Consider the following 22726-nt stretch of genomic DNA (forward strand, 5'->3'; position numbering starts at 1 on the left):
AAATATATTAATTAAAAAATAAAAAAATGGCTTTAGAAATTACAGACAGTTCGTTCCAGGAAGTACTTAAATCAGACAAACCTGTATTGGTAGACTTTTGGGCAGTATGGTGCGGGCCGTGCAGAACCTTGGGACCAATCATTGAAGAAGTTGCTGCCGATTTTGAAGGTAAAGCAATCGTAGGTAAGGTAGATGTAGATAATAACCAAGATATTTCTATGCAGTATGGCATCAGAAATATTCCTACAGTTCTTATTTTCAAGAACGGTGAGGTTGTAGATAAATTAGTTGGTGTAGCACCAAAAGAAGTGATCGCAGAAAAACTGAGCGCTCATTTGTAAAATAATAAGTTTGATAATGAATGCTTTCCTATTTGGAGAGCATTTTTTTTGTCTAAATATTTGCAGGTTTGCTGAAATGTTGTATTTTTGCAACCACAATAACGAAAGGTAATAACCTTAGTTATGGCAAAAGATCCGGTAGTTCAGCTGGTTAGAATGCCGCCCTGTCACGGCGGAGGTCGCGGGTTCGAGTCCCGTCCGGATCGCAACTACAATATCAAAGTAGTACAAAAAGCTTTAAAACGTATGTTTTAAAGCTTTTTTCGTTTTAGGTAATGGTACAGATGTGGAGTTTTTAAGGATATCAATATCAAATCTTTGGGTTAGGCGGAAATTTAGTTATGCTTTAATCGAAAGGTTAATGAGTAAGTTTTGAACTATTTTTAAAGTTTTAGTAAAAAAACGAATAAGAATAATTTTAGTTTTTAAATATAATTTTCTTTAAAGTTGTCCGATTTAACATATTCTTGTTGCCTGTTCGCATTTACCTGTGTAATTAAATTTATTTTTAGATTTAAAATAGTTTAAATTTATTTACTTGAATTTCAGTTTCTTAAATTCATTTTGATGATTTTGTTTAAACAATAATTTCTGAAATTCTTCCAACATCCGAAAAGTTAACCATATTTTAAGCTCTGTAATTTTTCATATTTGTATTGTTAACTCATTAAAAAAAATATTATGTCAAAACACGATGTGAAAGGTAAAGTAGTTTTAATTGCTGGAGGAGGTAAAAACTTAGGAGGACTTTTAAGTACAGATTTTGCAGCGAAAGGAGCAAAGCTTGCTATTCATTATAACAGCGAAAGTTCAAGAGAAGAAAGTGAAAAAACTTTAGCAGAAGTTCATGCTTTGGGAGCAGAAGCTTTTTTATTTCAGGCAGACCTTACTAAGGTTGAAAATATTACGAAGTTCTTTGATGAGACAATCAGTAAATTCGGAACTATTGATATCGCAATCAACACAGTTGGAATGGTATTGAAAAAACCATTTACTGAAACTACAGAAAAGGAGTATGATACAATGTCTGATATCAACTCTAAAGTGGCTTATTTCTTCTTGCAGGAAGCTGGAAAAAAAGTAGCTGATAACGGTAAAATCTGTACAATTGTAACTTCGCTTCTTGCAGCTTATACAGGTCTTTATTCTACTTATGCAGGTATGAAAGCTCCTGTAGAGCATTTTACAAGAGCTGCGTCTAAAGAATTTGGCGAAAGAGGTATTTCTGTAACAGCAGTTGCTCCCGGGCCAATGGATACTCCATTTTTCTACGGACAGGAAGCTGAAGATGCGGTAGCTTATCACAAATCTGCAGCAGCATTAGGAGGACTAACTGATATTGCTGATATTGCACCATTGGTAGAATTTTTAGTTACTGAAGGATGGTGGATTACAGGTCAGACTATCTTTGCTAACGGCGGATACACGACGAGGTAATAGAGTATTCATAAGCTCTTTCAAAGTTGGGAATTGAAAAAGCTTCAATTCCCAACTTTTATTTTATGGAAATCAACGAAGCTAAATTATTATTACCAAAATTATCCTTAATTAAACCTGAAATATGGGCAGATTTAGGTTGCGGAAACGGAACTTTTACTTATGCTTTGGCTGAAAAATTAGAAAATAAAAGTAAAATATTTGCAATAGACAGGCAAAGACAAAATCTTTCTGAACAGCATCATGAAATAATGATTGATTATATTCAGACTGATTTTGAAAATGAAGATTTAAATATTTCACCTTTAGATGGAATTCTTTTAGCAAATGCTTTACATTTTGTAAAAGATAAAACAAAGTTGATTCGAAAACTTGAAGAATACTTTGAGAAAGGAAATGAAAAATGGATCATTATAGAATATGATAATTCAATTCCCAATCAATGGGAAACTTTTCCGATCACTTTTGATGAATTAAAATCTTTGTTTAAGCAATTAGGCTATTCAAAAATTGAAAAGATAGGTGAGAGAAAATCTGTTTTTGGCGGAACAATGTATTCAGCTTTCATTACTAAAACTTAAAAAAACACTATGATACTTAAAATAATAAACACTGTTCTGATTTTGGTTTCCGTTTTTATGGGATTCAAACAAGGATATGCAATGTTTTCCGGAAAACCTGAAATGATGGAAATGTTCGGAAAGTGGGGATTTGGCAAAACAGGTTTAATGATTAATGGAGCAGTCACTATTCTTGCTGCGATATTAATTCTTTTTCCTAAAACTTTTGTTTGGGGAAATTTCTTAATGGCAGCAGGCATTTTGCTAATTATATGTTTTCATCTTTTAGATAAAGATTTAAAAGGTGTTGCCATCGAAATTCCTTTTCTGTTGCTCAATCTGCTAATCATCTATCTTCAGCATCCTTTGAAAAGCGTTTAATAAATTTTAAAAACAGAAATGATGAAAAAAATATTATTATTTTCAAAATTATCTGCTTTAGTTTTCTGTTTTTCTGTAACAGCTTGTGCGCAGAATAAAGATACTGAGAAGATAAAGGTAACAACCGAGAATAAAAATTTAACAAATAAAAAAACACAAAAAACTATGGATTTATCAAAAATCACAAACCCGACAGTGAATGCTGCAATGACAGCTTGGCAAAATGGCGACAGCAAAACATTTTTATCCTATTTTACAGACAATCCGACAATGACTGACGATGGTAATCCAAAAGGTTTTCAAGGTTTTGTAAAAGAAGCTTGTGGTGAAGAAAAATTCCTTACTATAGATTCTGTTGAAAATGATGGAAAAGATATTACAGGAAATTTCAAAGCAGGAAAATGGGGAACTTTTAAAGTTTTTTTCAAATTTCATCAAAATTCTGAGGGTAAATTTGATCGCCTAGATATCGGCCAGGCTCACTAATTTCTTAATTAATTTTTTATCTGAAAATAAGAATTGGTCTATAATATTTTGCTTTTACTAAAAAGTGAAATGTTAATTAGTATTCTTAATCTCCCAAAATAACTTCTGTTTTTTTGATGTAATATTCTACTCCTATTTTTCAGATAATATTATTGATGAAATTGTATCATTTTAATTTTTAACAGTATGAAAAACAGTTATAATAAAATCGCTGGTCACGATATTGGTCGTATAATTGCCATTAGTGACGCCGTTTTTGGAGTTGCAATGACGCTTTTGGTTTTAGAAATAAAGTTTCCGGAAATTGAAGGTGATGATAAAGAATTAGCAATGACTTTTTTAAAGTTGATGCCCAAATTTTTAGTTTATTTCCTCAGTTTTATGACAGCCGGAATTTTTTGGATGGGACAGGCTTCTCAGTTTGAACATATCAAAAAAAGCGACAGGAATCTGATTTGGATTAATCTTCTGTTTCTTCTCTTTGTATCGCTTCTTCCGTTTACAACTGCCTTTTTGGGAGATTATATCGATCATAATTTTGGAATTGCAATCTATTGGCTCAATATATTTTTATTAGGATTAATGCTTTACATCAGCTGGAATTACTCTACAAAGCACGGTTTTGTTGAAAAAGAAGTTGAAGAAGAAGTTTCTGGAGCTATCAAAAGGCGTATTATTGTTTCGCAATCACTTTATTTCCTTGGGGCTTTACTTTGTTTTGTTAATTCTTATTTAGCAATAGCTGTAATCATCGCCATTCAGCTAAATTATGCATTTGCATTTTTTAAAGGAAAGCAAAATTAAGACAGTTCAACTAATCATTTACTTCCATATTCACTAATTGAAAAACTTCAAATTATGAATAAATTTCAGACTTTACTAGATACTCAGAAAGAGTTTTTTTATACCGATGCCACCAAAACCTACGAGTGGCGAATGGACCAACTTAATCGCATGGAAAAGTTTCTGACAGAAAATCAAGACGAATTTTGTCAGGCTCTCTACAAAGATTTTCGGAAACCTCCATTTGAGCAGTTATTTGAAATAACGGTTCCACTCGGAAATGTAAAATATTACAAAGAAAACCTGAAACAATTGATGAAACCTGAACAGGTTAAGATTCCAAAAGGTTTGGAAGAAACCGGAAACAGAGGTGTAATTTATAAAGAACCGTTTGGTTCAACTTTGGTTATCGGACCTTTCAATGCTCCCGTTTTATTGTTGCTTGACCCCGCAATTGCGGCTTTGGCAGCCGGAAATCCTGTGATTTTAAAACCTGCCAATACAACACCGACTGTTGCAGAGCTTTTTCGGGAATTGATTCCAAAATATTTTGAACCGGAAGCTGTAAATATTGTAACGGGCGGAAGAGAAGAAATTACCGAACTTCTGAAGCTTCCTTTTGATTTTATTTTCTTTACCGGAAGCTCAAATGTAGGAAAAGTTGTAATGCGTGCAGCAGCAGAAAATCTGACTCCGATTATTCTTGAATTAGGCGGTCAAAATCCAACAATTGTAGATGAAACAGCCAATCTCGATATTGCTGTTGACAGAATTGCATGGGGACATAATGCAATTTCCGGTCAATGGTGCATTGCGCCGGGTTATGTTTATGTACACGAAAGTATTGCTGAAATATTCATTGAAAAACTGAAGGCATCCATCCGAAAAATGTACGGAGATAATCCACAGGAAAGTCCGGATTTGGCAAGAATGATTAGTGAACATGATGCGGAAAGGGTTGCTTCTTACATCATTCCTGAAAAAGTTGTGATTGGTGGAAGATATGATGTTTCAGCGAGATATGTGGAACCAACCGTTTTATATCCGAGTACTTGGGATGATCCGGCCTTGCAGCAGGAAATTTTCGGACCGGTTTTGCCTGTGCTGGTTTATTCTGATTTGAAAGAAGTTGCGAATATTATTAAGAGAAAACCAAAATCTTTGGCAGGCTATATTTTCAGTAAAAATCAAGAAAATATTGATTATTTCCTTAATTCGGTTTCGTTTGGCGGCGGTTGTATTAATCAAACCAATCTGCATTGCTGGATAGATAGTCTTCCGTTTGGCGGGGTTGGTTATGCAGGAATGGGAAAATATTATGGTAAAGCAGGTTTTGATGCATTAAGCAATACAAAAGCAATGTTGGTGGGCAATCCCGATTTAGAACTCGATGTTTTTCCACCTTATGCCGGAAAAGATATTGGTAAATCTTTAAGTTTATTTAGCTCTTAAATAAAATTCAATTAAAATTCAACTATGATAACTAACGTAATAAGAATCAAACCTTTCAGCGATAAAGAAGATGCAACACTGGATTGGATGCAAAAAATGGCAATGAAAGCAGCTGAAATGCAAGGGTATATTAAAACCGAAATTGTTGAAACCAATCGTCGGGCTGCTGAAAAAGAATTTTTAACCATTCTTCAATTTGATACCAAAGAAAACCTTTCAGTTTGGGAAAACAATACTTTCCGAAAAGAGCAGATGTTGTGGGCAACTGATCATTTAGCGGATATTAATAACGCTCCGCTTTTCGAAGAATTCGGAGTTTATCAGGAAAGTAGTCCAGCAGAACAAAAGCATCCGAACCGACTGAAGGTGTATATTTTAGCTGTCTGTGTGATTTTTACTTTAATCAGTACGCTTGCACAATATGTTTTAATGCCTTTGGGTAAATTTCTCGGAACACCGCCATTGTTAATTATTTTTCTAAATGTAGCGACACTGGTTGCCATTGTGAGCTTTGTCGTAATGCCATTTTTAACCAAAAGATTGTATAAATATTTGGTTTAATAATTTTCAGACCCTCATTAAAAAAATCAACAACAAATGAAAAAAACTATACTTATTTTTTCAATGCTTTTTGGTGTATTGCATGCACAAGAACAAAAAGAAATAGAACAGGTGAAAACTTTGCCAACATCAATGGCAGCTCCACAACCGGCGATACCGATTGAATTTGTACCAGGTTCGGACAGATTTTATTTTCAGGCAATTATTTCAAGAGATATTCCGGAGACGAAAGGGAAACTTAGATTTATTTCTGTAACCAATTATGCTACGGAATATAAGAATGAAAATGCCCGTGATAATGACTTTACGTCAGTAAATATTGTCAGTTATAAATTAGGAAAACATATTGGAGTAGGGCCATCTGCCGCAAATGTTGCAGGATTGGGATGGATTCCGAGTGTAGGATTTCAGTTCGGGTGGAGAAAACCTTCTTGGTCTGTAATTTTTAATCCGGCAATCAGTATTAATAAAAACACCAATACAAATAATGTCTTGGTTGCAGAATATTTCCCTGAAATTTCCAAAGATCATAAGTGGAGATTATACACAAGATTTCAGGCTCTTTACATTTATGATTTTAAAAATGATGTACATTCCAGAAGTCAATATTTTGGAAGATTGGGAGTTTCTTATAAACAATTTACGATTGGAGCGGCAGTAAATTATGATTATTATGGTGCAACGAAAAGAGAAAAACGAAATTTCGGACCATTCTTGAGAGTTACATTATAATTCAATGATAAAGTTGATGATTAAAATGATAATCCGAAAAGTTTTATTATTTCCTATATTATTGCTTAGTTTAATGAGATTTTCTGCGCAGGAATCTAAAGAAATTTCGCTTAAAATAAGCGGATTTGCAGAAGTTTTTTATCAATATGATTCTAACAACCCGGAAAGTAATTCACGTCCGGGTTTTATTTATAGCCATCATCGGAATAATGAAATCAATATCAATTTAGCCTTCATTAAAGCCAATTATGAAACCGAAAATCTGCGTGTCAATCTCGCTTTGGCAACAGGGACTTATATGAATGCGAATTATTCTGAAGAACAAGGTGTTTTGAAAAATATTTATGAAGCGAATATTGGTTTTAAAATTTCAAAAAATAAAAATATCTGGATTGATGCCGGAATTTTCCCTTCTCATATTGGTTTTGAAAGTGCGGTTGTAAAAGACAATTGGACTTTAACAAGAAGTATCGCCGCAGAAAATTCGCCCTATTTTGAAACAGGAGGAAAAATCTCTTACACGACAGATAATGGAAAATGGTTAATGAGCGGTTTGATTGTTAATGGATGGCAGAGAATCCAACAAGTTGATGGTAATAGTATACCGTCTTTTGGACATCAATTGAGCTATACTCCGAACGAAAAATTGACAATCAACAGCAGTTCATTTATCGGTAATGATAAACCGGACAGCATCCGACAAATGCGGTACTTTCATAATTTATATGGAATTTATAAAATTAATAATCATTGGTCTGTGAAAGCAGGTTTTGATTTGGGAGCAGAACAGAAATTTAAAGGAAGTGATTCTTACAATATTTGGTATGTACCGGTTTTTATTGCGAAATATTCTCCGACTGAAAAAATTAGCATTGCTGCTCGAGGAGAATATTATCACGACAAAAATGAGGCAAAAATAACAACCGGAACTGAAAATGGATTTCAGACGCTCGGTTACTCTTTGAATTTTGATTATCAGATTCTTCCCAATCTGCTTTGGAGAACGGAAATTAGAAATCTCAATAATAAAGACGCTGTTTTTCTCAATCGAAATAAAAACTTGGAAGCAAATAGTTTTACAGGAACTACATCCTTATCTGTGAGTTTTTAAAAGGATACCACATTGTTTTAGTTTTAATTAATAAAAATTATGGCTAAAAAAGTATAAACAGATTTGAAAATTAATATTTTAAATAATATATTCGTCGAAGTTTTCACAAATAGAAAAAAAATACATGCATCATTCTTTACTCCTTATTTTAGGACTTTTATTTTCCGTTTTCTTATTGGTTATGTTGGCTCAGCGAATCAAAATTGCTTATCCTATTTTCCTTGTCATTGCAGGTTTGGGAATCAGTTTTGTTCCCGGTGTTCCGCACGTGAGCTTAGATCCGGAAATAATATTTCTAATATTTTTACCACCATTATTATATGAAGCGGCTTGGTATACTTCATGGACAGATTTTTGGAAATGGAAACGTCCAATCGCTTTATTAGCATTTGGTTTGGTGTTTTTCACCTCGACAATCGTGGCGTATTTTACCTCATCATTTATCCCGGGATTTACCATTGCTTTAGGATTTCTTTTAGGCGGAATTGTTTCACCACCGGATGCAGTTGCAGCAGCGACCGTTCTGAAAGGAATGGGAGTTCCGAAAAGATTAATGACCATTTTGGAAGGAGAGAGTTTGGTTAACGATGCGTCTTCATTAATTGTATTTAAATTTGCTTTATTAGCAGTAATTACCGGAACTTTTTCAATGCAGGAAGCAACGGGACAGTTTTTCTTGGTTGCAGGAATGGGAATTGTAGTTGGCCTTGTAGGAGCTCATATTGTATATTTTATCCATCGTTTTTTACCCACAACTCCAGCAATTGATGCGGCTTTAACGGTAATGACTCCCTATATTTTATTTCTTGCGGCAGAGCAGTTTCATTTTTCGGGAGTAATGGCAGTCGTTACAGGCGGACTGTTCATTTCCTGGCGTTCTCATGAGATTTTCCAAACAGGAAGCACAAGATTAAATATGCTTGGAGTTTGGACGACACTTATTTTCGTAATGAATGCGCTTGTTTTCGTCTTAATTGGATTAGAACTTCCTGAAATTGTTGCGGCTTTAGGAAAATATTCCGTTTGGCAAGGCATAAAATATGGAGCAATTGTAAGCTTAATTGTTATTATACTGAGGTTTTTATGGGTTTTCCCTTCAGCACATATTCCGAGATGGTTTAGCGCAAAAGCCAGACAAGATCCTTCTCCGGGTTGGAAGGGTCCTTTGGTCATCAGTTGGGCAGGAATGAGAGGAGTTGTTTCTTTGGCTACAGCGCTTTCAATTCCGTTATATATGGACGAAAAAGGAACCGTTTTTCCGGAGCGTAACCTCATTATTTTTATAACTTTTGTTGTGATTTTCATTACGTTGGTTTTTCAGGGATTGACTTTACCTTTTATCATTAAATTAATTAAGCTTAAAGAAATTGATAATTTGGTTCCCGAAGAAGAGCAACAGACAGGAATTCAATTGATCTTGGATAATACGGCATTACAATTAGTTAATGAAAAATATTCGTCTGATCTAAATGATAATGAGTTGATTACTTTCTATAAATCTAATTTGGAATCTGATATTAATTTAGCCAATAAACGTCTCGAATCTTTAGAATGTGATGAAACGGAGCATCAGGAAATTGAAAAATACCATCATGTTTTATTGGATATTTATTCGATTCAACGGAAAGAATTATTCAAAATGAGAAAAGAAAAACTGTTTTCAGACGAAGAAATTCGTAAAGCTGAATTACAGTTAGATTTAAATGAATTGAAAATAACCGGAGCAGGACATTAATTTTAGCTAAACTATGAATACAAATTCCCATTATAAATTAAAACATTTTATTCCTTGGACACGTGCTAAAATCTACAAAATGTTGATTTTAAGTATTATTCCTACGCTTCTTTTTTACTTTTTAGGATGGACTTGGCTTGCGATTCCGTGGGTTCCGGTGGCTTTGTTGGGAACAGCAACTGCTTTCATTTCCGGATTTAAAAATACACAAACTTACAATCGAACTTGGGAAGCGAGGCAAATTTATGGAGCCATTATCAACAGCAGTCGCGCTTTTGGAATAATGGTGAAAGATTTTGTGAGAACAAACGATAAGACTGAAGAATCTAGGCTTCACAAAGAAATTATTTACCGTCATTTCGCATGGTTAACTGCAATGAGATTTCAGTTGAGAGAAATAAAAAGCTGGGAAAACGTTAAAACCAGAAGCTATTACAGAGAATATTTACAGTATTACAAAGTTCCGGAGTGGGAGAGTACCATTTCTGATGAGCTTAAACCTTTTCTGTCTGAAAAAGAGTTTAATTATATTTTATCAACTAAAAACAGAGCGACACAGATTTTGGCGACTCAATCTGAACATTTGAGAAAACTTAACGAAGAAAATTTTATTTCAGATTACAATTATGTAGCGCTAGAAAATCAACTGAAAGATTTGTACGACCAACAGGGGAAATGTGAAAGAATCAAGAATTTTCCTTATCCGAGACAGTTTACAAGCATCAATTTGTATTTTACCAATATGTTGTGTTTCTTGTTGCCTTTAGGTTTTTTAGGAGAGTTCTCAAAGATGATTGAGAAGTTTGGGGAGAATATTATTTGGCTGGCTATTCCATTTAGTGTTTTATTGGGTTGGGTTTTCCTTGTTTTGGAACAGATTGGTGAAAGTACAGAAAATCCTTTTGAAGGAAATCCGAATGATGTTCCGATTACACAAATTACCAGAAATATTGAGATTGATCTTAAGGAAATGCTTGGTGAAACCAATCTTCCGCCTGCATTGCAGCCTGTAAATAATATTTTAATGTAATTGACAGTTCTGAGTTTTAGATTTAATTCATAATTGTTAATCAAAACTGAAGAAATTTATTTAAATTAATGCAATTGATAATCTGTAATTTATATTTAAATTGAATAAAATTCATACGTAAAGTTTGCAGGTAATGAAAAAAGCTATATATTTGCAACCACAATAAAAGAGGGTAATACTTCTGGAAATTGTGGGAAAAGATCCGGTAGTTCAGCTGGTTAGAATGCCGCCCTGTCACGGCGGAGGTCGCGGGTTCGAGTCCCGTCCGGATCGCAAAAAGTTTTTACAATTTTAACTTTAAAAGAAAATTGATCCGGTAGTTCAGCTGGTTAGAATGCCGCCCTGTCACGGCGGAGGTCGCGGGTTCGAGTCCCGTCCGGATCGCAACTATTAAATCATAATAGTACAAAACGCTTTAAAACGTATGTTTTAAAGCGTTTTTCGTTTTATGTCTGTTCTAAAAAGAGATAAATAAGCATAATCTGATAGTGTTCTATTCAGTGACCTTAGGAATTCAGTTATGGAGGTCACTGATACAATTGAATATTCAATAAGATAATTCTTAAAATTGAAAGTCTAATAAGTTGAATATTCTTTGAAATGCTTTAATTTAAAGTGACCTATAATAGTGACCTAAATTAGTTGGTTCAATGGGTCACTAAATATTTGAAAAGCGCCTGTAGGAAGCCTATTCAAAAAGTGAATATCTTGTTAATGTTTTTTACTGAAGTTAATTTTAAACTCTTAAACTCAAATAAATGAACAAGACATTTAATCTACTTTTCTATGTGAAAAAATCCAAGATCAATGGTGCTGGAGATGTACCAATTTACTTACGTATTACCATTGATGGTAAAATAACGGAGATTAGTACAAAGCGTTCAATAAAATCTTCAAAATGGAACTCTGCGATGCAGAAGGTTAGTGGCTCTTCAGAAGAATGCAGATCACTTAATTTTTATTTGAAAACATTTGAGCAGAAAGTTTATGATACGTATCACGAATTAATCAGAGATAAGGAAACAGTAAATTGTGAGTCTCTTAAAAATAAGTTAGTGGGTAGAGATCGATTGACCAGAACACTCATTCCGGTTTTTCAAGATCATAATGAGCGGATGGAGAAACTGATAGAAAAAGAATTTGCAATAGGAACATTAAACCGTTATAAGACCTGTTTGAAACATACCAAAGATTTTTTGAAATGGAAATACAATGTTACCGACATTGAAATTACAAAAATCGATTATGCTTTTCTAAACGATTTTGAATTTTTTTTAAGAACCGAAAGATCCTGTAACAATAATTCTGCTGTAAAGTATATCAAGAATTTTGGTAAAATCATTCGTATCTGTCTTGCAAATGGATGGATGGAGCGAGACCCTTTTATGAACTATCATTCTAAGTTTAATGAAGTGACAAGAATGTTCCTCAATGAAAATGAAATAGAATTGCTTTTTGCTAAAGATTTTAAAAATGAGAGATTGTCTTTGGTAAGAGATATTTTTCTGTTCAGCTGTTTCACCGGATTGGCGTACATTGATACTCAAAAGCTAACCTATCAGAATATCAATTTAGGACTTGATGGCTCTCAATGGATTTATACCAAACGTCAAAAAACTAAAACCACTTCTAATATTCCTTTGCTTTCTCAAACAGAGAAAATCATTCAAAAATACAAAAATCACCCTGTATGTATTAATTCTGGAAAACTGCTTCCTATCCTTAGTAATCAAAAAATGAATGCTTATCTTAAAGAGATTGCAGACTTGTGCGGAATTAGTAAAGAATTGACCTACCATATCGCACGACATACTTTTGCAACAACAATCACTTTGTCTAATGGGGTTTCCATTGAAAGTGTTAGTAAAATGTTAGGTCACAAGAGTATTAAGACAACACAACATTATGCAAAAGTAGTTGATAAAAAAGTAAGTGAAGACATGATGGCTTTGAAAAGTGTATTGCAAGACAAAGAGATGCAAAGAAAACAAGTCGATTAGACACCTTACATTTAGGAATAGGATTAATATTAGTTAAAAAGGAGATTGTAAGAGCACCTTGTGTTTATAAGGCTTTAGCTAAATTTGGTAATTAAACAAAAATCTGTCTCAAAATATCTTTGAGACAGATTTTGTTTCTACCTGAATAATCTATCTGTAATTAATTTTCTGCATTTATTTCATTCATAACTTCGGCAAATAATTGAGCAGATTTTATTCTGTCTTCAATAGAATAAATAGTTGATACCATAATAAGTTCATTGACCTGTGTCTCGTAAAGGAATGACTGGAGTTGCAGCTTTACCTTTTTTTTGGTTCCAATAAATGAGTATTTCAACATTTGATACAAACTTGGATGTTCCATAACATTTTTGAGATCATCGGTCATTGCTGTGGGTGGATGCAATGGCTGAGAATTACCGGTTAAAACGCCATAAAACATTCTGATTAATGAGGTGAATATTCGTTCTGCCTCATCTTCAGTGTCTGCTATTACTATATTAACCCCTGCAATGGTGTATGATTCTTTCAGAAATTTAGAAGGCTGAAATTCTTCCCTGTAAATGTTTAACGCATTCAACAAATGAGTGGATGCAAAATGACTGGCGAAAGCATAAGGAAGACCTTTACTAGCTGCTAAATGTGCGCTGTCCGTGCTTGATCCTAATATGTAGATCGGTACGTTTGTACCTTCAGCAATTGCCGCTCTCACTTTAGAGATTTTATTCTCTTCTGCGAAATATTTTTCAATCTTTTCAACTTCGGCAGGAAATGAATGTGCTGCCTTCATAAAGTCAATTCGAATAGCTTGAGCTGTTAGTGTGTCTGTGCCAGGAGCCCTTCCCAGGCCAAGATCAATTCGTCCTGGATAGAGATGAGCCAAAGTCCCGAACTGCTCTGCAATAATTAAGGGAGAATGATTGGGCAACATAATTCCACCAGAACCCACTCTTATCGATTCAGTATTTTCAGCAACATATCCAATAAGGATTGAAGTGGCACTGCTTCCGACTGAGTCTGAATTATGATGTTCTGCAAACCAATATCGCATATAGTTATTGTCCTCAGCCACTTTTGCTAGTGCTAAAGAATTATTTAGTGTCTGTTTAAAAGAACTACCTTGCGAAACGATTGCAAGTTCTAAAACAGAGTAGGATATATGCTTTTTCATAGATATTGTATTTGATTGACCGAACTGTTTCAAATCTATATGGTGTTAATTATTAATGTAAAAGCCATATGCTAAATCATGTTCTATGAGCCATGTCTCTAAACAGAGTAGATTGAATCCAATAGAGCATCAAATTTGAATTTTCAAAGTCTCAATTTACAATAATTCATAGAAGCTTTTACTTTCGGATGAAGTATAAATTATATCTTTAACAAAAATTCTACGCATCGAATAGCACATTGAGTTCTGCAAACATTTTCGGATCAAAGAGGTTCATTGGTGGATTATCAATTATAATTTTCCAATAAGCTTTTGACTGTCTGACTATAGTTAAACGATTATCTTTTGGCTCTTGACCTTCTTTATTTATTGTATTCTCCATTTTTTTAAGAAATTAGATTAATAGGAAATTATTGTGCTGAAAGAGTCTGAAATTCTTCATCTGTCAAAACGATATCTCCAGCTTTAAGATTTTCGTGTAAATGTGAAACAGATTTTGTTCCTGGTATCCAACCGTCCATATTTTCAGATATCCAGTCAATACTTTGCCCTGCACGGCCAATAGCAAGAGTTGGTAATATATTGCTATATGGTTTGGGAACCATATTAAGAGAACCGTCCAAATGTCCGTAGTTACTTGAAGTGAATCGTGGAAACTCCTGCTCAGTTAATATTTTGATAAGTTCCCTTGCCTCTCTATATCGTTCTGCTCGGTTTTGAAAATTATAACCAAATGCTGGATATTCGCTGACCCTGTCACCTGAAGCTAGTCCCAAGATCATTCTCCCACCAGAGAGCTGATCGATAGTAGAGGCTTGTTTTGCTACTATGATAGGGTCTCGTAAAGGTATAACAACACCTGCTGTCCCAATAATTATGTTTTTTGTTATACCTGCGATCCATCCGGCATAACTCATCACATCAAAGACCTGAGCAGCATCACCAAAAGAAGGATCAAAAAATGGAACATCTCTTAGCCATATCGAATCTATTCCCGATTCGTCAGCCAATCTAATTAATCTTTCAAAGTTTTTTGTGTCTGGAACTGGCTGATCTGGATAGCCCTCCATTGGCGCAATTAGACCAAAAGTTAGCTTATTTGGCTGAAATAACTTATTGTACCCTGGATGTCTTTGTAATGGATTGTTTACTAAATTATCTTGTATCATAATCAATATTATATAATGAAATTAGCAATAGGCGGAAATAAATATTATCTCGCGTTTTCTCAAATTTCAACTTTTATGTAGCAAAGTAACAGGTTTCTAACTAAAATAATTGGAACCAGTTGTCAACAAAAAATACAGATCAGTTTGGAATCAATTTACAATCGTGTAATACCGCACAAGTTTATCTTTTGTGTATCTCTGAAAATCTGATACCTTTTTTTGAAACAAATCTGAATCTGTTTTTGTTTTATAGGTCATTTTATCTTTGCCAAACAAAATTTAAACAAATTCAAAATGGAATTAAAAACAAAATCCGCAGAAAAAAGAACTCCTTTAGCAATCAATCGTAACCAGGCTCCTGGCTTCTTCAGATATGCGTTAGGTGAATTGGTAGTAACAGCGATCTATGATGGTACTGTAAGCCTTGATCCACTATCTCTATCAGGTGTTACAGATGTTGAACGAAAAGACGACCTTGCCAAACAGATGCTTGCAAGTAGTGGTGCCTTGGATACTTCAGTTAATGCATTTCTGATCCACGATGGAGATCGACTTATCATGGTCGATGCTGGTTCAGCACATTTTGCAGGTCCTACAATGGGTCAACTTATTGACAATATCAAAGCATCAGGATATTCACCTGATGATATTGATACTATTTTACTCACACACATGCATCCAGATCACATAGGCGGCATTACAAACGATAAAGGTGAGGCATTGTACCCTAACGCCACGATTTGGGCTGCTAAGGCAGATGCAGATTTTTGGCTGGACGATGAAACGTTCAATAACCTACCTGAAGACCAACGTGTATTTGTTACAGTTGCTCAAGAAGCAGCAGCACCTTACATTGCAACAGATAGATTTAAGACATTTCTACCCGATGATGAGCTTGTTTCAGGTCTGGTAACAATTGTGGAGGCTCCAGGACATACTCCGGGACATACCGCCTTTATGGTCACTTCAGGAAATGAACAAATGTTATTTTGGGGGGATATTTCACATTTGCCATCGATCCAATTACCACATCCCGGTGCAACTATTGAGCTTGACATATATCCAGATATGGCAATAGCATCAAGAAGAAGAGTTCTTGCAGATACGGCCAAAGGTCAGTATGTGGTTGGGGCAGCACATTTGCCATTCCCTGGAATCGGACGGGTGAGAGAAGATGGTGACGGTTACGCATGGGTGGCCGCAGAGTATGGTCGTGTAGGTCTAAACTAAGATGATCAAGATAATTCTCCATGCAGGCCGTAGTGCGCTAGATGTAGCGCTCTACAGCCTGCTACCGATAATGGTCGTATTGATGATCATCATGCGTATCCTTGAAGCATATGGCATACTTCAGAAACTGGTAAAATGGCTGGCTCCTTTGGCTAAACCTTTTGGATTGCCAGGTCTTGGAGCGCTGGCAATATTACAGGGGACATTGATCAGTTTTATCGCACCTCTGCCCACAATGAAGTTAATGGAGATGCGTGGAGTGTCCACAAGATATCTGGGAGCAACTCTCGCAGGTGTGCTTGCAATTGCACCAGCCAATGCAACATTTCCTTTAGCAACACTGGGACTGCCATTACTTTTCACCATAATCTCATCGATTGCTGGTGGGCTGATTGCTTCATTAAGTACCTTTTATATTTTTGGTCGTAGGCTTTCATCCGAGAGTTACAGGTCTGATCAGGAAAATATAACAGATTTAAGACGTCCGTCACTAATGGAATTGATAAACGTTGGTGGAAAAGAAGCGATCAATTCGATCGTCGGTATCATTCCTATGCTGATGTTATCCCTTGTTGTAGTATTTAGTCTTCAGTCATATGGCGCAATCGATTGGTTCGCAAATGAAATAGGTCCGGCACTAAATTTCGTAGGTCTTGATAAGATATTCATCCTGCCTGCTTTTACAAAATACTTTGCTGGCAACACTGCCTTTGTAGGATTGATCTTTGAATCATCAAAACAAGCTGGCTTTGACCTAAAGCTTTTGTGGAAAGGCGCCGGATTTTTGATCCATCCGCTCGATCTTCCAGGTATAGCTATTTTAAGTTCAGGCGGTTCTCGTTTGGCAAGTACGTTGCTTCCGGCGATTGGCGGAGCAGTGCTGGGAATTATCGTTCGTGGGATATTGACGATATTACTAAATTAAGCGTTCCATTCAAAGGTCAAGATCTTTGAATTACAATCGATAAATCTAATTTTAATATAAATAAGGGTCCTTTTTAGCTAATTGGGGCTCTTATTTTTGTCGTTATGGTAATGTATGATACAGTTATATTTACTATATCAGTTTTCCTATAGTACTTATCGCATTCTCTGTTTTGCTATTCCAGAGTGGACAATAGTTTATCCTGATGTAATGGTGATAAAAATCCAATGTGGAAAAAATATGTCCGGGGCAAATTCCGATCCCCTTGCCCAACGCATCCTGCTGAAGAGCAAAGGCATCCTTGTTTTCAGGAAGTTCTATCCAGATGCTAAGTCCTCCCTGTGGAACTGACAAACGGATATCTTTTGGAAAGTGTTCTGAAACAGCACTGACATATTTGATCATCTGCCCCTGCAGTTCAATTCTCAATTTACGGATATGGCTATCATAATGCCCACTCTCCAAATATCGACCTATTGCATCCTGAAGAACCGGATTGGTAGAAATATTCGATCCGAATTTCAATTTTTCAAGCTGGGACTGATAATTTCCGGCAGATACCCAGCCTATTCTAAAACCAGGAGCAAGAGTCTTGGAGAACGAAGAACAGTACATCACATTATTATATGTGTCAAAAGCTTTGGCAGGTAATGACCTCGGCGTTTTAAAGTTCAGTTCTCCTAAAGAATCGTCTTCAATCAAAGGAATATTTTGTTCACCTAAAATTTTGACCAATTCTATTTTGTCGGCATCAGGCATACAAGCACCTGTTGGATTATGACATGTGGGCATAAAAACACATGCGGCAATCTTATGGAGGGACAAAGATTCCTTTAAATGCTCAACAGACAAACCGGTTACAGGGTCGGTCGTGATTTCCAATGCTTTTAATCCTCTGCTTTCAAGACTTTGAAGAATTCCATGATAGGTTGGTGATTCTATGGCAACAACGTCACCAGGCTTCGTGACTGCATCTAAACATAGGTTGATTGCCTCCATGCATCCATTTGTAACAACGATATCATCTACTGAAAGTGGCATTTGCCATTCCATAGTTCGTCTTGCTATTTGTTTTAATAAGCGTGGATGTCCATCAACTAAAGGATATTGAAAGTTATCACTGCTAAGTAAGGTTAATGATGCGTTGACTGCTTTATTTAATTTGGTTAGTGGAAGATGTTCATTGACCGGGGCCAATATTGAAAAATTAACAATACCATTCTCTTTGGCATTTTTCATCATCGCGGTCGCCATTGCAGTAATTTCAACAGTGGCAGGCGGAGTCGATTTAGAGTTTTTGTTTGAGGTTCGGATCGAATCGGAAACAGTATTTATAATATATCCTGACCTTGGTCTTGAGATGATCAATCCTTTCGCTTCCAAAATTGAGTATGCCTGAAAAACAGTGTTCATGCTGACTTCCATCTCTTTACTGACCGTACGTACCGATGGGATTTTCTCCCCTGCTTTCAAATTGAGTTTTGAGATCGTATTTTCAATCTTACCAGCTACCTGCTCGTATAAAAAACTTTTACCCGCCATAATTTGATTTTAAATCCTTATAAAACAAGAATGCAATAATCACTACTTATAACCGTTGCAAGATTAAATATTCTTGTTTATACCTATTACAAAGAAAAGAAAATTTGACGAGTTTATCATCTGATCTCTTTTTTTTATACACATCTGATGCTGTTTTTGCGTAGAATAATTTTGGACATTTGCTTTATAAAATAAATGAAATGTCACAAGAAAATCACACAATGAAGGCTTGGCAGTTAGAAGCTTTCGGTCTTGAAAATTTAAAGTTAAATACAGTGAACATCCCGACTCCAGGAGAAAACGATGTACTGATAAAAGTTGGTGCAGTATCGCTGAACTTTAGAGATAAAGCGATCGTGGACGGAATATATGAGCCTGAGATGATACCAAAACCTTTGATCCCTGTTTCTGATGCAGTTGGTACAATTGTGAAAGTTGGTTCAAATGTAACACGTTTTAAAGTTGGGGACAGAGTTACTTCACACCTATATTCAAAATGGATCGAAGGTGCACCTGCTCCAAATGAACCTGATTATTGTTTTGGTGCCCCTCTTCCTGGTGGTCTCGCCGAATATATGGTTATCCATGAAGAATCGGCGGTATTGGCACCAGCAACATTGAGTGATGAGGAGGCATCTACACTTCCAATAGCTGCTTTGACGGCTTGGTACTCATTGGTAACATACGGAAATCTGCAGGCTGGTGAAACTGTTGTTATCCAAGGTACAGGTGGCGTCTCAATCTTTGGTATCCAGATCGCTCACGCATTGGGTGCAAGGGTTATTGCAACTACTAGTAGTGATGAAAAAGGTAAAAGAGCAAAAGAATTTGGTGCTGATGAGATCATCAACTATGTAACTACTCCAGATTGGGCAAAAGAAGTGCAAAGGCTGACCAATGGAAAAGGTGCAGATCAATTGTTGGAAGTTGTAGGAGGAGATGGTCTGAATGACTCTGTTGAAGCCACTAAGGTAACTGGACAAATTGCGGTTATAGGTTTCCTTGCAGGTCAGTCAACAAATCTCGATCTGATGCGCGTCATCTTCAAACAGACAAAAATTCAGGGTATTGCAGTAGGAAACAGATCTGCTTTTGAAGAAATGAACAAGGCTTTCGACAAGTATAATATCAAACCTGTGATAGATACAGTATATTCTTTTGAGCAAGCTATAGAAGCTTACGAACATTTGGGACGTGGTGCTTTTGGAAAGATCGTGATCAAGATCAACTAATTTAGCTAAAGGTACTATGTCAGCAAATTCAAAAACAATGAAAGCTTGGCAACTGCAAGGCTTCGGAATGGAAAACCTAAATCTCATAGAAACTGAGATACCAACACCTGGGGAGAATCAGATCTTGGTGAAAGTTGGAGCAGTATCATTAAATTTCAGGGATAAGGCAATCATCGATCAAATATATCTTCCTGAAATTATGAAATTTCCTTTTACACCAGTATCAGATCTGGCTGGAACAATCGAAGCTGTAGGAAGTGGAGTTAAGCGTTTCAAAACCGGAGATAGGGTAGTCTCTCACCTATACGGAAACTGGATCAGTGGGAAAAAGCATACTGCCGAGACTGCATTGTCAGGTTTGGGTGGTCCGGTTGATGGAGGTCTGGCGGAATATGTTATCCTCGATGAGCAAGCAGCTGTAATTGCGCCGAACAGTTTAACTGATGAAGAGGCAGCGACATTGCCAATTGCAGCTTTGACATCATTTTTTGCGCTGACCGTCCATGGTGGTCTAGAGCACGGTCAGACAGTATTGATACAGGGGACAGGAGGAGTTTCACTGTTTACTTTACAGATCGCAAAAGCACTTGGTGCCAAAATAATCGTTACGTCGAGCAGTGATGAAAAACTGACCAAGGCAAAAGAACTGGGAGCAGATGAGACGATCAACTATAAAACAAATCCTGATTGGCATTTAGAAGTTCTCAAATTAACCAATGGGGTTGGAGTCGATCATATTATGGAAGTTGTAGGTGGTGAGAATTTTGAAAAATCAGTTGAGGCTGCTGCAATTGGTGGACAGATTCATGTGATCGGATTCCTTAACGGAACGCATTCCAACGCGGCCATGCTGACGATTCTTTTTAAAGGGATCAGAATCAACGGAATATTGGTTGGTAACAGAGATGCTTTTGAAGAATTGAATGGATTGATAGAACAAAATAATATCAAACCATTGATAGATACGGTATACAGCTTTGAAAATGCCAAGCAAGCGTATGAACATATCGAACGTGGTGCGTTCGGAAAATTGGTTATAAAAGTTTCATAAAATATAAATCATTAAAGTAAGTAAAATGAGCGATACTATAAATAACGAAATTGAATCTGCCGACCACAAATTGGGAATAGCAGGGATTCAAAGAATTGTGTGCTTCAAATTTAAAGAAGGGACATCTGAGGAGCAGATCCAATCACATATTGACGACTTCGATGCTTTAAAACACAGTATTCCTGCAATTTTTTCGCACAAAGCCGGTAAAACAATATTAGGAGAGTTAGCTGAAAAACCTGAGTATGATGTTATGCATTATATGACGTTTTTAAAAGAGGAGGATATTAAATTGTACTATTATGACCCGGTACATTTAGCTTTTTATCAAAAACACCAAGAGATTTGGGAAAAATTTTTGGTCATCAATTCCCTTCTGGGCTAACACAGACAATTAAATACACGATGCAGTTGCAATTATGATTAGCAACTGCATCATTTTTTTTTCAACAATCTAAAAAATATTTTATGTCATCGATTTCAAACAAACCGAGGATTTTTATGACTGGAGCTACAGGTTACATTGGCGGCACATTTCTGCATTTAATGCTGAACCGTGGCTATTTGGAGGATTTCACCATTTCAGCATTGGTTAGGACTCAGAAAGATGCCAAGGCGATGCTGGATCTAGGTATTATCCCAATTGTAGGAACATTGGATAACTCAGAACTTCTAAGGCAAAATTCTACAGAATCAGATATCGTTTTCAACACTGCAAACTGTGATCATCTGGGAAGTGTCAAGGCCATTATACAGGGATTGACTGAACGCTTTCAACAGACCAATCAACGTCCTATCCTTATACATACATCGGGTGGAGGTGTGTTGTCCGAAAATTCTACAGGATTCGGAAGCTCACCGTTGGAAGATCATACGGCAACGATCTGGGATGACAGTGATTACAACGCGCACAGAAATATTCCTGCCTATGCACCGCACAGGCATGTTGATGCAGAGGTTTTTGCTGCTGCTGAAGGCGGTACGGTTAAAACCTATTTGATGGTTCCACCTACAGTTTTTGGACGAGGGTTAGGTCAATTTGCTGAAAATAGGATGTCCATACAAATACCGCGCTTGGTCTATCAATCCTTGGTCAACCGCAAAGCGATGTTCGTGGGCAAAGGTGAAAATCAATGGAGCAATGTACACGTTAAAGATCTTGCTGAACTGTATCTATTACTGCTTGATGCAGCATTAAAAGATATCGCACCAAAAGGTCTTAAGGGACTATATTACCCCACTAGTGAATATTTTGTCTGGTCATCCGTTTCGCGACGCATCGCTGAAAATCTATACACAAGAAAGTTAATTCAAAGTCCTATCGCAACAACTGGCCTGCATCCAGGGTGGTTTTGGGGTAGTAATGTGAGAATGAAATGCACCAATGGAGATCAATTAGGCTGGCAACCGAAATACGGAGGCACGATAGAAATGCTTCAGGAGATCGACTGGGATACAGAACTGATGTTAAAGTATATTTCTGATAAAAACAGTTATTAAATTATATAGTCCGTAATCTTTGGATCATATCCATCTTGACACAAGATCACAAAGTTCTATTATTGCAATAAGCAAATGACCATTGTTCAAAAATATAATATTTCAGGACACTTGAAGTTTTGTTCGGGAGTTGCTGATGATCTGGAAAAAGGAAAGTGACGACATATCTACCTATGCAACCAATTAATTCAAATGGTCTTACGACGAATCTCGAGAAAGCGGAGAAAAAAAGCCGAAGATTTAAAAAAATACAATTGACCATATTTCTCTCCGGACTTTCTGTATTTGCACAGTTGT

The 22726-nt window shown here is 36.1% G+C and carries 23 protein-coding genes and 3 tRNA genes; 22 read left to right on the forward strand and 4 right to left on the reverse strand.

Features of this window, described 5'->3' with window-relative positions:
• Positions 1 to 26 precede the first annotated feature (26 nt).
• The 16 genes from trxA to AC2A1G_RS02600 all read left to right on the forward strand — a co-directional run bounded on the left by trxA (position 27) and on the right by AC2A1G_RS02600 (position 12609).
• Positions 27 to 341: a thioredoxin gene (trxA, locus tag AC2A1G_RS02525; RefSeq protein WP_056077266.1), complete on the forward strand. Its 315-nt coding sequence runs from the start codon at positions 27 to 29 to the stop codon at positions 339 to 341.
• Positions 342 to 473: 132 nt separating this feature from the next.
• Positions 474 to 547: transfer RNA gene (locus tag AC2A1G_RS02530), tRNA-Asp, on the forward strand.
• Between the two features lie 475 nt (positions 548 to 1022).
• Entirely contained in the window at positions 1023 to 1778 is a 756-nt protein-coding gene (locus AC2A1G_RS02535; RefSeq protein WP_484045384.1) for an SDR family oxidoreductase, read from the forward strand.
• 65 nt (positions 1779 to 1843) lie between these two features.
• Complete coding sequence (locus AC2A1G_RS02540) at positions 1844 to 2359, forward strand: class I SAM-dependent methyltransferase (RefSeq protein ID WP_484045385.1); 516 nt, start codon at positions 1844 to 1846, stop codon at positions 2357 to 2359.
• Positions 2360 to 2368: 9 nt separating this feature from the next.
• Positions 2369 to 2719 carry a DoxX family protein gene (locus AC2A1G_RS02545; RefSeq protein WP_484045386.1) on the forward strand — a complete coding sequence of 117 codons (351 nt, stop codon included), beginning with the start codon at positions 2369 to 2371 and terminating at the stop codon, positions 2717 to 2719.
• 21 nt (positions 2720 to 2740) lie between these two features.
• Complete coding sequence (locus AC2A1G_RS02550; protein WP_484045387.1) at positions 2741 to 3205, forward strand: hypothetical protein; 465 nt, start codon at positions 2741 to 2743, stop codon at positions 3203 to 3205.
• A gap of 186 nt (positions 3206 to 3391) precedes the next feature.
• A complete protein-coding gene (locus AC2A1G_RS02555) occupies positions 3392 to 4009 on the forward strand; it encodes a TMEM175 family protein (protein ID WP_484045388.1) in 618 nt (205 codons plus the stop codon).
• A gap of 54 nt (positions 4010 to 4063) precedes the next feature.
• Positions 4064 to 5440 carry an aldehyde dehydrogenase family protein gene (locus AC2A1G_RS02560; protein ID WP_484045389.1) on the forward strand — a complete coding sequence of 459 codons (1377 nt, stop codon included), beginning with the start codon at positions 4064 to 4066 and terminating at the stop codon, positions 5438 to 5440.
• 24 nt (positions 5441 to 5464) lie between these two features.
• Positions 5465 to 6001, forward strand: a complete 537-nt coding sequence (locus tag AC2A1G_RS02565; RefSeq protein WP_484045390.1) for a hypothetical protein — start codon at positions 5465 to 5467, stop codon at positions 5999 to 6001.
• A gap of 36 nt (positions 6002 to 6037) precedes the next feature.
• On the forward strand, positions 6038 to 6733 hold the full coding sequence (locus AC2A1G_RS02570) for a hypothetical protein (RefSeq protein ID WP_484045391.1): 696 nt from the start codon (positions 6038 to 6040) through the stop codon (positions 6731 to 6733).
• Positions 6734 to 6749: 16 nt separating this feature from the next.
• Positions 6750 to 7844, forward strand: a complete 1095-nt coding sequence (locus AC2A1G_RS02575) for a porin (RefSeq protein WP_484045392.1) — start codon at positions 6750 to 6752, stop codon at positions 7842 to 7844.
• A gap of 124 nt (positions 7845 to 7968) precedes the next feature.
• Complete coding sequence (locus AC2A1G_RS02580; protein WP_484045393.1) at positions 7969 to 9579, forward strand: Na+/H+ antiporter; 1611 nt, start codon at positions 7969 to 7971, stop codon at positions 9577 to 9579.
• 13 nt (positions 9580 to 9592) lie between these two features.
• Entirely contained in the window at positions 9593 to 10609 is a 1017-nt protein-coding gene (locus AC2A1G_RS02585) for a bestrophin family protein (RefSeq protein WP_484045394.1), read from the forward strand.
• A gap of 199 nt (positions 10610 to 10808) precedes the next feature.
• Positions 10809 to 10882: transfer RNA gene (locus AC2A1G_RS02590), tRNA-Asp, on the forward strand.
• A gap of 37 nt (positions 10883 to 10919) precedes the next feature.
• Positions 10920 to 10993 (forward strand) — tRNA-Asp (locus tag AC2A1G_RS02595).
• Positions 10994 to 11367: 374 nt separating this feature from the next.
• Positions 11368 to 12609: a site-specific integrase gene (locus AC2A1G_RS02600; RefSeq protein ID WP_484045395.1), complete on the forward strand. Its 1242-nt coding sequence runs from the start codon at positions 11368 to 11370 to the stop codon at positions 12607 to 12609.
• A gap of 160 nt (positions 12610 to 12769) precedes the next feature.
• On the opposite strand, the gene AC2A1G_RS02605 is transcribed toward AC2A1G_RS02600, so the two are convergent.
• The 3 genes from AC2A1G_RS02605 to AC2A1G_RS02615 form a co-directional block, all read right to left on the reverse strand.
• The gene (locus tag AC2A1G_RS02605) at positions 12770 to 13780 is read right to left on the reverse strand and encodes an LLM class flavin-dependent oxidoreductase (RefSeq protein ID WP_484045396.1); all 1011 of its coding nucleotides are present in this window, start codon (positions 13778 to 13780) and stop codon (positions 12770 to 12772) included.
• 220 nt (positions 13781 to 14000) lie between these two features.
• Positions 14001 to 14162 carry a hypothetical protein gene (locus AC2A1G_RS02610; RefSeq protein WP_484045397.1) on the reverse strand — a complete coding sequence of 54 codons (162 nt, stop codon included), beginning with the start codon at positions 14160 to 14162 and terminating at the stop codon, positions 14001 to 14003.
• Between the two features lie 28 nt (positions 14163 to 14190).
• Complete coding sequence (locus AC2A1G_RS02615) at positions 14191 to 14949, reverse strand: LLM class flavin-dependent oxidoreductase (RefSeq protein WP_484045398.1); 759 nt, start codon at positions 14947 to 14949, stop codon at positions 14191 to 14193.
• A 294-nt stretch (positions 14950 to 15243) separates the two neighbouring features.
• On the opposite strand from AC2A1G_RS02615, the gene AC2A1G_RS02620 reads away from it, so the two are divergent.
• Together AC2A1G_RS02620 and AC2A1G_RS02625 are read left to right on the forward strand one after the other, a co-directional pair.
• Positions 15244 to 16179: an MBL fold metallo-hydrolase gene (locus AC2A1G_RS02620; RefSeq protein WP_484045399.1), complete on the forward strand. Its 936-nt coding sequence runs from the start codon at positions 15244 to 15246 to the stop codon at positions 16177 to 16179.
• Between the two features lies 1 nt (position 16180).
• Positions 16181 to 17104, forward strand: a complete 924-nt coding sequence (locus AC2A1G_RS02625; protein WP_484045400.1) for a nucleoside recognition domain-containing protein — start codon at positions 16181 to 16183, stop codon at positions 17102 to 17104.
• Between the two features lie 132 nt (positions 17105 to 17236).
• Here the strand turns inward: AC2A1G_RS02625 and AC2A1G_RS02630 are convergent, their stop codons facing one another.
• On the reverse strand, positions 17237 to 18646 hold the full coding sequence (locus AC2A1G_RS02630; RefSeq protein ID WP_484045401.1) for an aminotransferase-like domain-containing protein: 1410 nt from the start codon (positions 18644 to 18646) through the stop codon (positions 17237 to 17239).
• 221 nt (positions 18647 to 18867) lie between these two features.
• Here AC2A1G_RS02630 and AC2A1G_RS02635 point away from each other — a divergent pair, with 221 nt between their 5' ends.
• The 4 genes from AC2A1G_RS02635 (at position 18868) to AC2A1G_RS02650 (ending at position 22429) form a co-directional block, all read left to right on the forward strand.
• On the forward strand, positions 18868 to 19878 hold the full coding sequence (locus AC2A1G_RS02635; protein ID WP_484045402.1) for a zinc-dependent alcohol dehydrogenase family protein: 1011 nt from the start codon (positions 18868 to 18870) through the stop codon (positions 19876 to 19878).
• A gap of 37 nt (positions 19879 to 19915) precedes the next feature.
• The gene (locus AC2A1G_RS02640) at positions 19916 to 20929 is read left to right on the forward strand and encodes a zinc-dependent alcohol dehydrogenase family protein (RefSeq protein ID WP_484045403.1); all 1014 of its coding nucleotides are present in this window, start codon (positions 19916 to 19918) and stop codon (positions 20927 to 20929) included.
• A 25-nt stretch (positions 20930 to 20954) separates the two neighbouring features.
• On the forward strand, positions 20955 to 21314 hold the full coding sequence (locus tag AC2A1G_RS02645) for a Dabb family protein (protein WP_484045404.1): 360 nt from the start codon (positions 20955 to 20957) through the stop codon (positions 21312 to 21314).
• A gap of 83 nt (positions 21315 to 21397) precedes the next feature.
• The gene (locus tag AC2A1G_RS02650; protein ID WP_484045405.1) at positions 21398 to 22429 is read left to right on the forward strand and encodes an NAD-dependent epimerase/dehydratase family protein; all 1032 of its coding nucleotides are present in this window, start codon (positions 21398 to 21400) and stop codon (positions 22427 to 22429) included.
• Positions 22430 to 22726: the final 297 nt, after the last annotated feature.

It is taken from the genome of Chryseobacterium sp. HNCC26DJ240 (assembly GCF_057180485.1).

Bases quoted from the DNA above. Each gene is read 5' to 3' on its own strand.
- AC2A1G_RS02580 (WP_484045393.1), top strand. From the start codon at position 7,969: ATGCATCATTCTTTACTCCTTATTTTAGGACTTTTATTTTCCGTTTTC.
- AC2A1G_RS02600 (WP_484045395.1), top strand. From the start codon at position 11,368: ATGAACAAGACATTTAATCTACTTTTCTATGTGAAAAAATCCAAGATC.
- AC2A1G_RS02650 (WP_484045405.1), top strand. From the start codon at position 21,398: ATGTCATCGATTTCAAACAAACCGAGGATTTTTATGACTGGAGCTACA.
- trxA (WP_056077266.1), top strand. From the start codon at position 27: ATGGCTTTAGAAATTACAGACAGTTCGTTCCAGGAAGTACTTAAATCA.
- AC2A1G_RS02585 (WP_484045394.1), top strand. From the start codon at position 9,593: ATGAATACAAATTCCCATTATAAATTAAAACATTTTATTCCTTGGACA.
- AC2A1G_RS02625 (WP_484045400.1), top strand. From the start codon at position 16,181: ATGATCAAGATAATTCTCCATGCAGGCCGTAGTGCGCTAGATGTAGCG.
- AC2A1G_RS02560 (WP_484045389.1), top strand. From the start codon at position 4,064: ATGAATAAATTTCAGACTTTACTAGATACTCAGAAAGAGTTTTTTTAT.
- AC2A1G_RS02550 (WP_484045387.1), top strand. From the start codon at position 2,741: ATGAAAAAAATATTATTATTTTCAAAATTATCTGCTTTAGTTTTCTGT.
- AC2A1G_RS02635 (WP_484045402.1), top strand. From the start codon at position 18,868: ATGAAGGCTTGGCAGTTAGAAGCTTTCGGTCTTGAAAATTTAAAGTTA.
- AC2A1G_RS02620 (WP_484045399.1), top strand. From the start codon at position 15,244: ATGGAATTAAAAACAAAATCCGCAGAAAAAAGAACTCCTTTAGCAATC.
- AC2A1G_RS02610 (WP_484045397.1), bottom strand. From the start codon at position 14,162: ATGGAGAATACAATAAATAAAGAAGGTCAAGAGCCAAAAGATAATCGT.
- AC2A1G_RS02565 (WP_484045390.1), top strand. From the start codon at position 5,465: ATGATAACTAACGTAATAAGAATCAAACCTTTCAGCGATAAAGAAGAT.
- AC2A1G_RS02575 (WP_484045392.1), top strand. From the start codon at position 6,750: ATGATTAAAATGATAATCCGAAAAGTTTTATTATTTCCTATATTATTG.
- AC2A1G_RS02645 (WP_484045404.1), top strand. From the start codon at position 20,955: ATGAGCGATACTATAAATAACGAAATTGAATCTGCCGACCACAAATTG.
- AC2A1G_RS02545 (WP_484045386.1), top strand. From the start codon at position 2,369: ATGATACTTAAAATAATAAACACTGTTCTGATTTTGGTTTCCGTTTTT.
- AC2A1G_RS02630 (WP_484045401.1), bottom strand. From the start codon at position 18,646: ATGGCGGGTAAAAGTTTTTTATACGAGCAGGTAGCTGGTAAGATTGAA.
- AC2A1G_RS02640 (WP_484045403.1), top strand. From the start codon at position 19,916: ATGAAAGCTTGGCAACTGCAAGGCTTCGGAATGGAAAACCTAAATCTC.
- AC2A1G_RS02570 (WP_484045391.1), top strand. From the start codon at position 6,038: ATGAAAAAAACTATACTTATTTTTTCAATGCTTTTTGGTGTATTGCAT.
- AC2A1G_RS02555 (WP_484045388.1), top strand. From the start codon at position 3,392: ATGAAAAACAGTTATAATAAAATCGCTGGTCACGATATTGGTCGTATA.
- AC2A1G_RS02615 (WP_484045398.1), bottom strand. From the start codon at position 14,949: ATGATACAAGATAATTTAGTAAACAATCCATTACAAAGACATCCAGGG.
- AC2A1G_RS02540 (WP_484045385.1), top strand. From the start codon at position 1,844: ATGGAAATCAACGAAGCTAAATTATTATTACCAAAATTATCCTTAATT.
- AC2A1G_RS02605 (WP_484045396.1), bottom strand. From the start codon at position 13,780: ATGAAAAAGCATATATCCTACTCTGTTTTAGAACTTGCAATCGTTTCG.
- AC2A1G_RS02535 (WP_484045384.1), top strand. From the start codon at position 1,023: ATGTCAAAACACGATGTGAAAGGTAAAGTAGTTTTAATTGCTGGAGGA.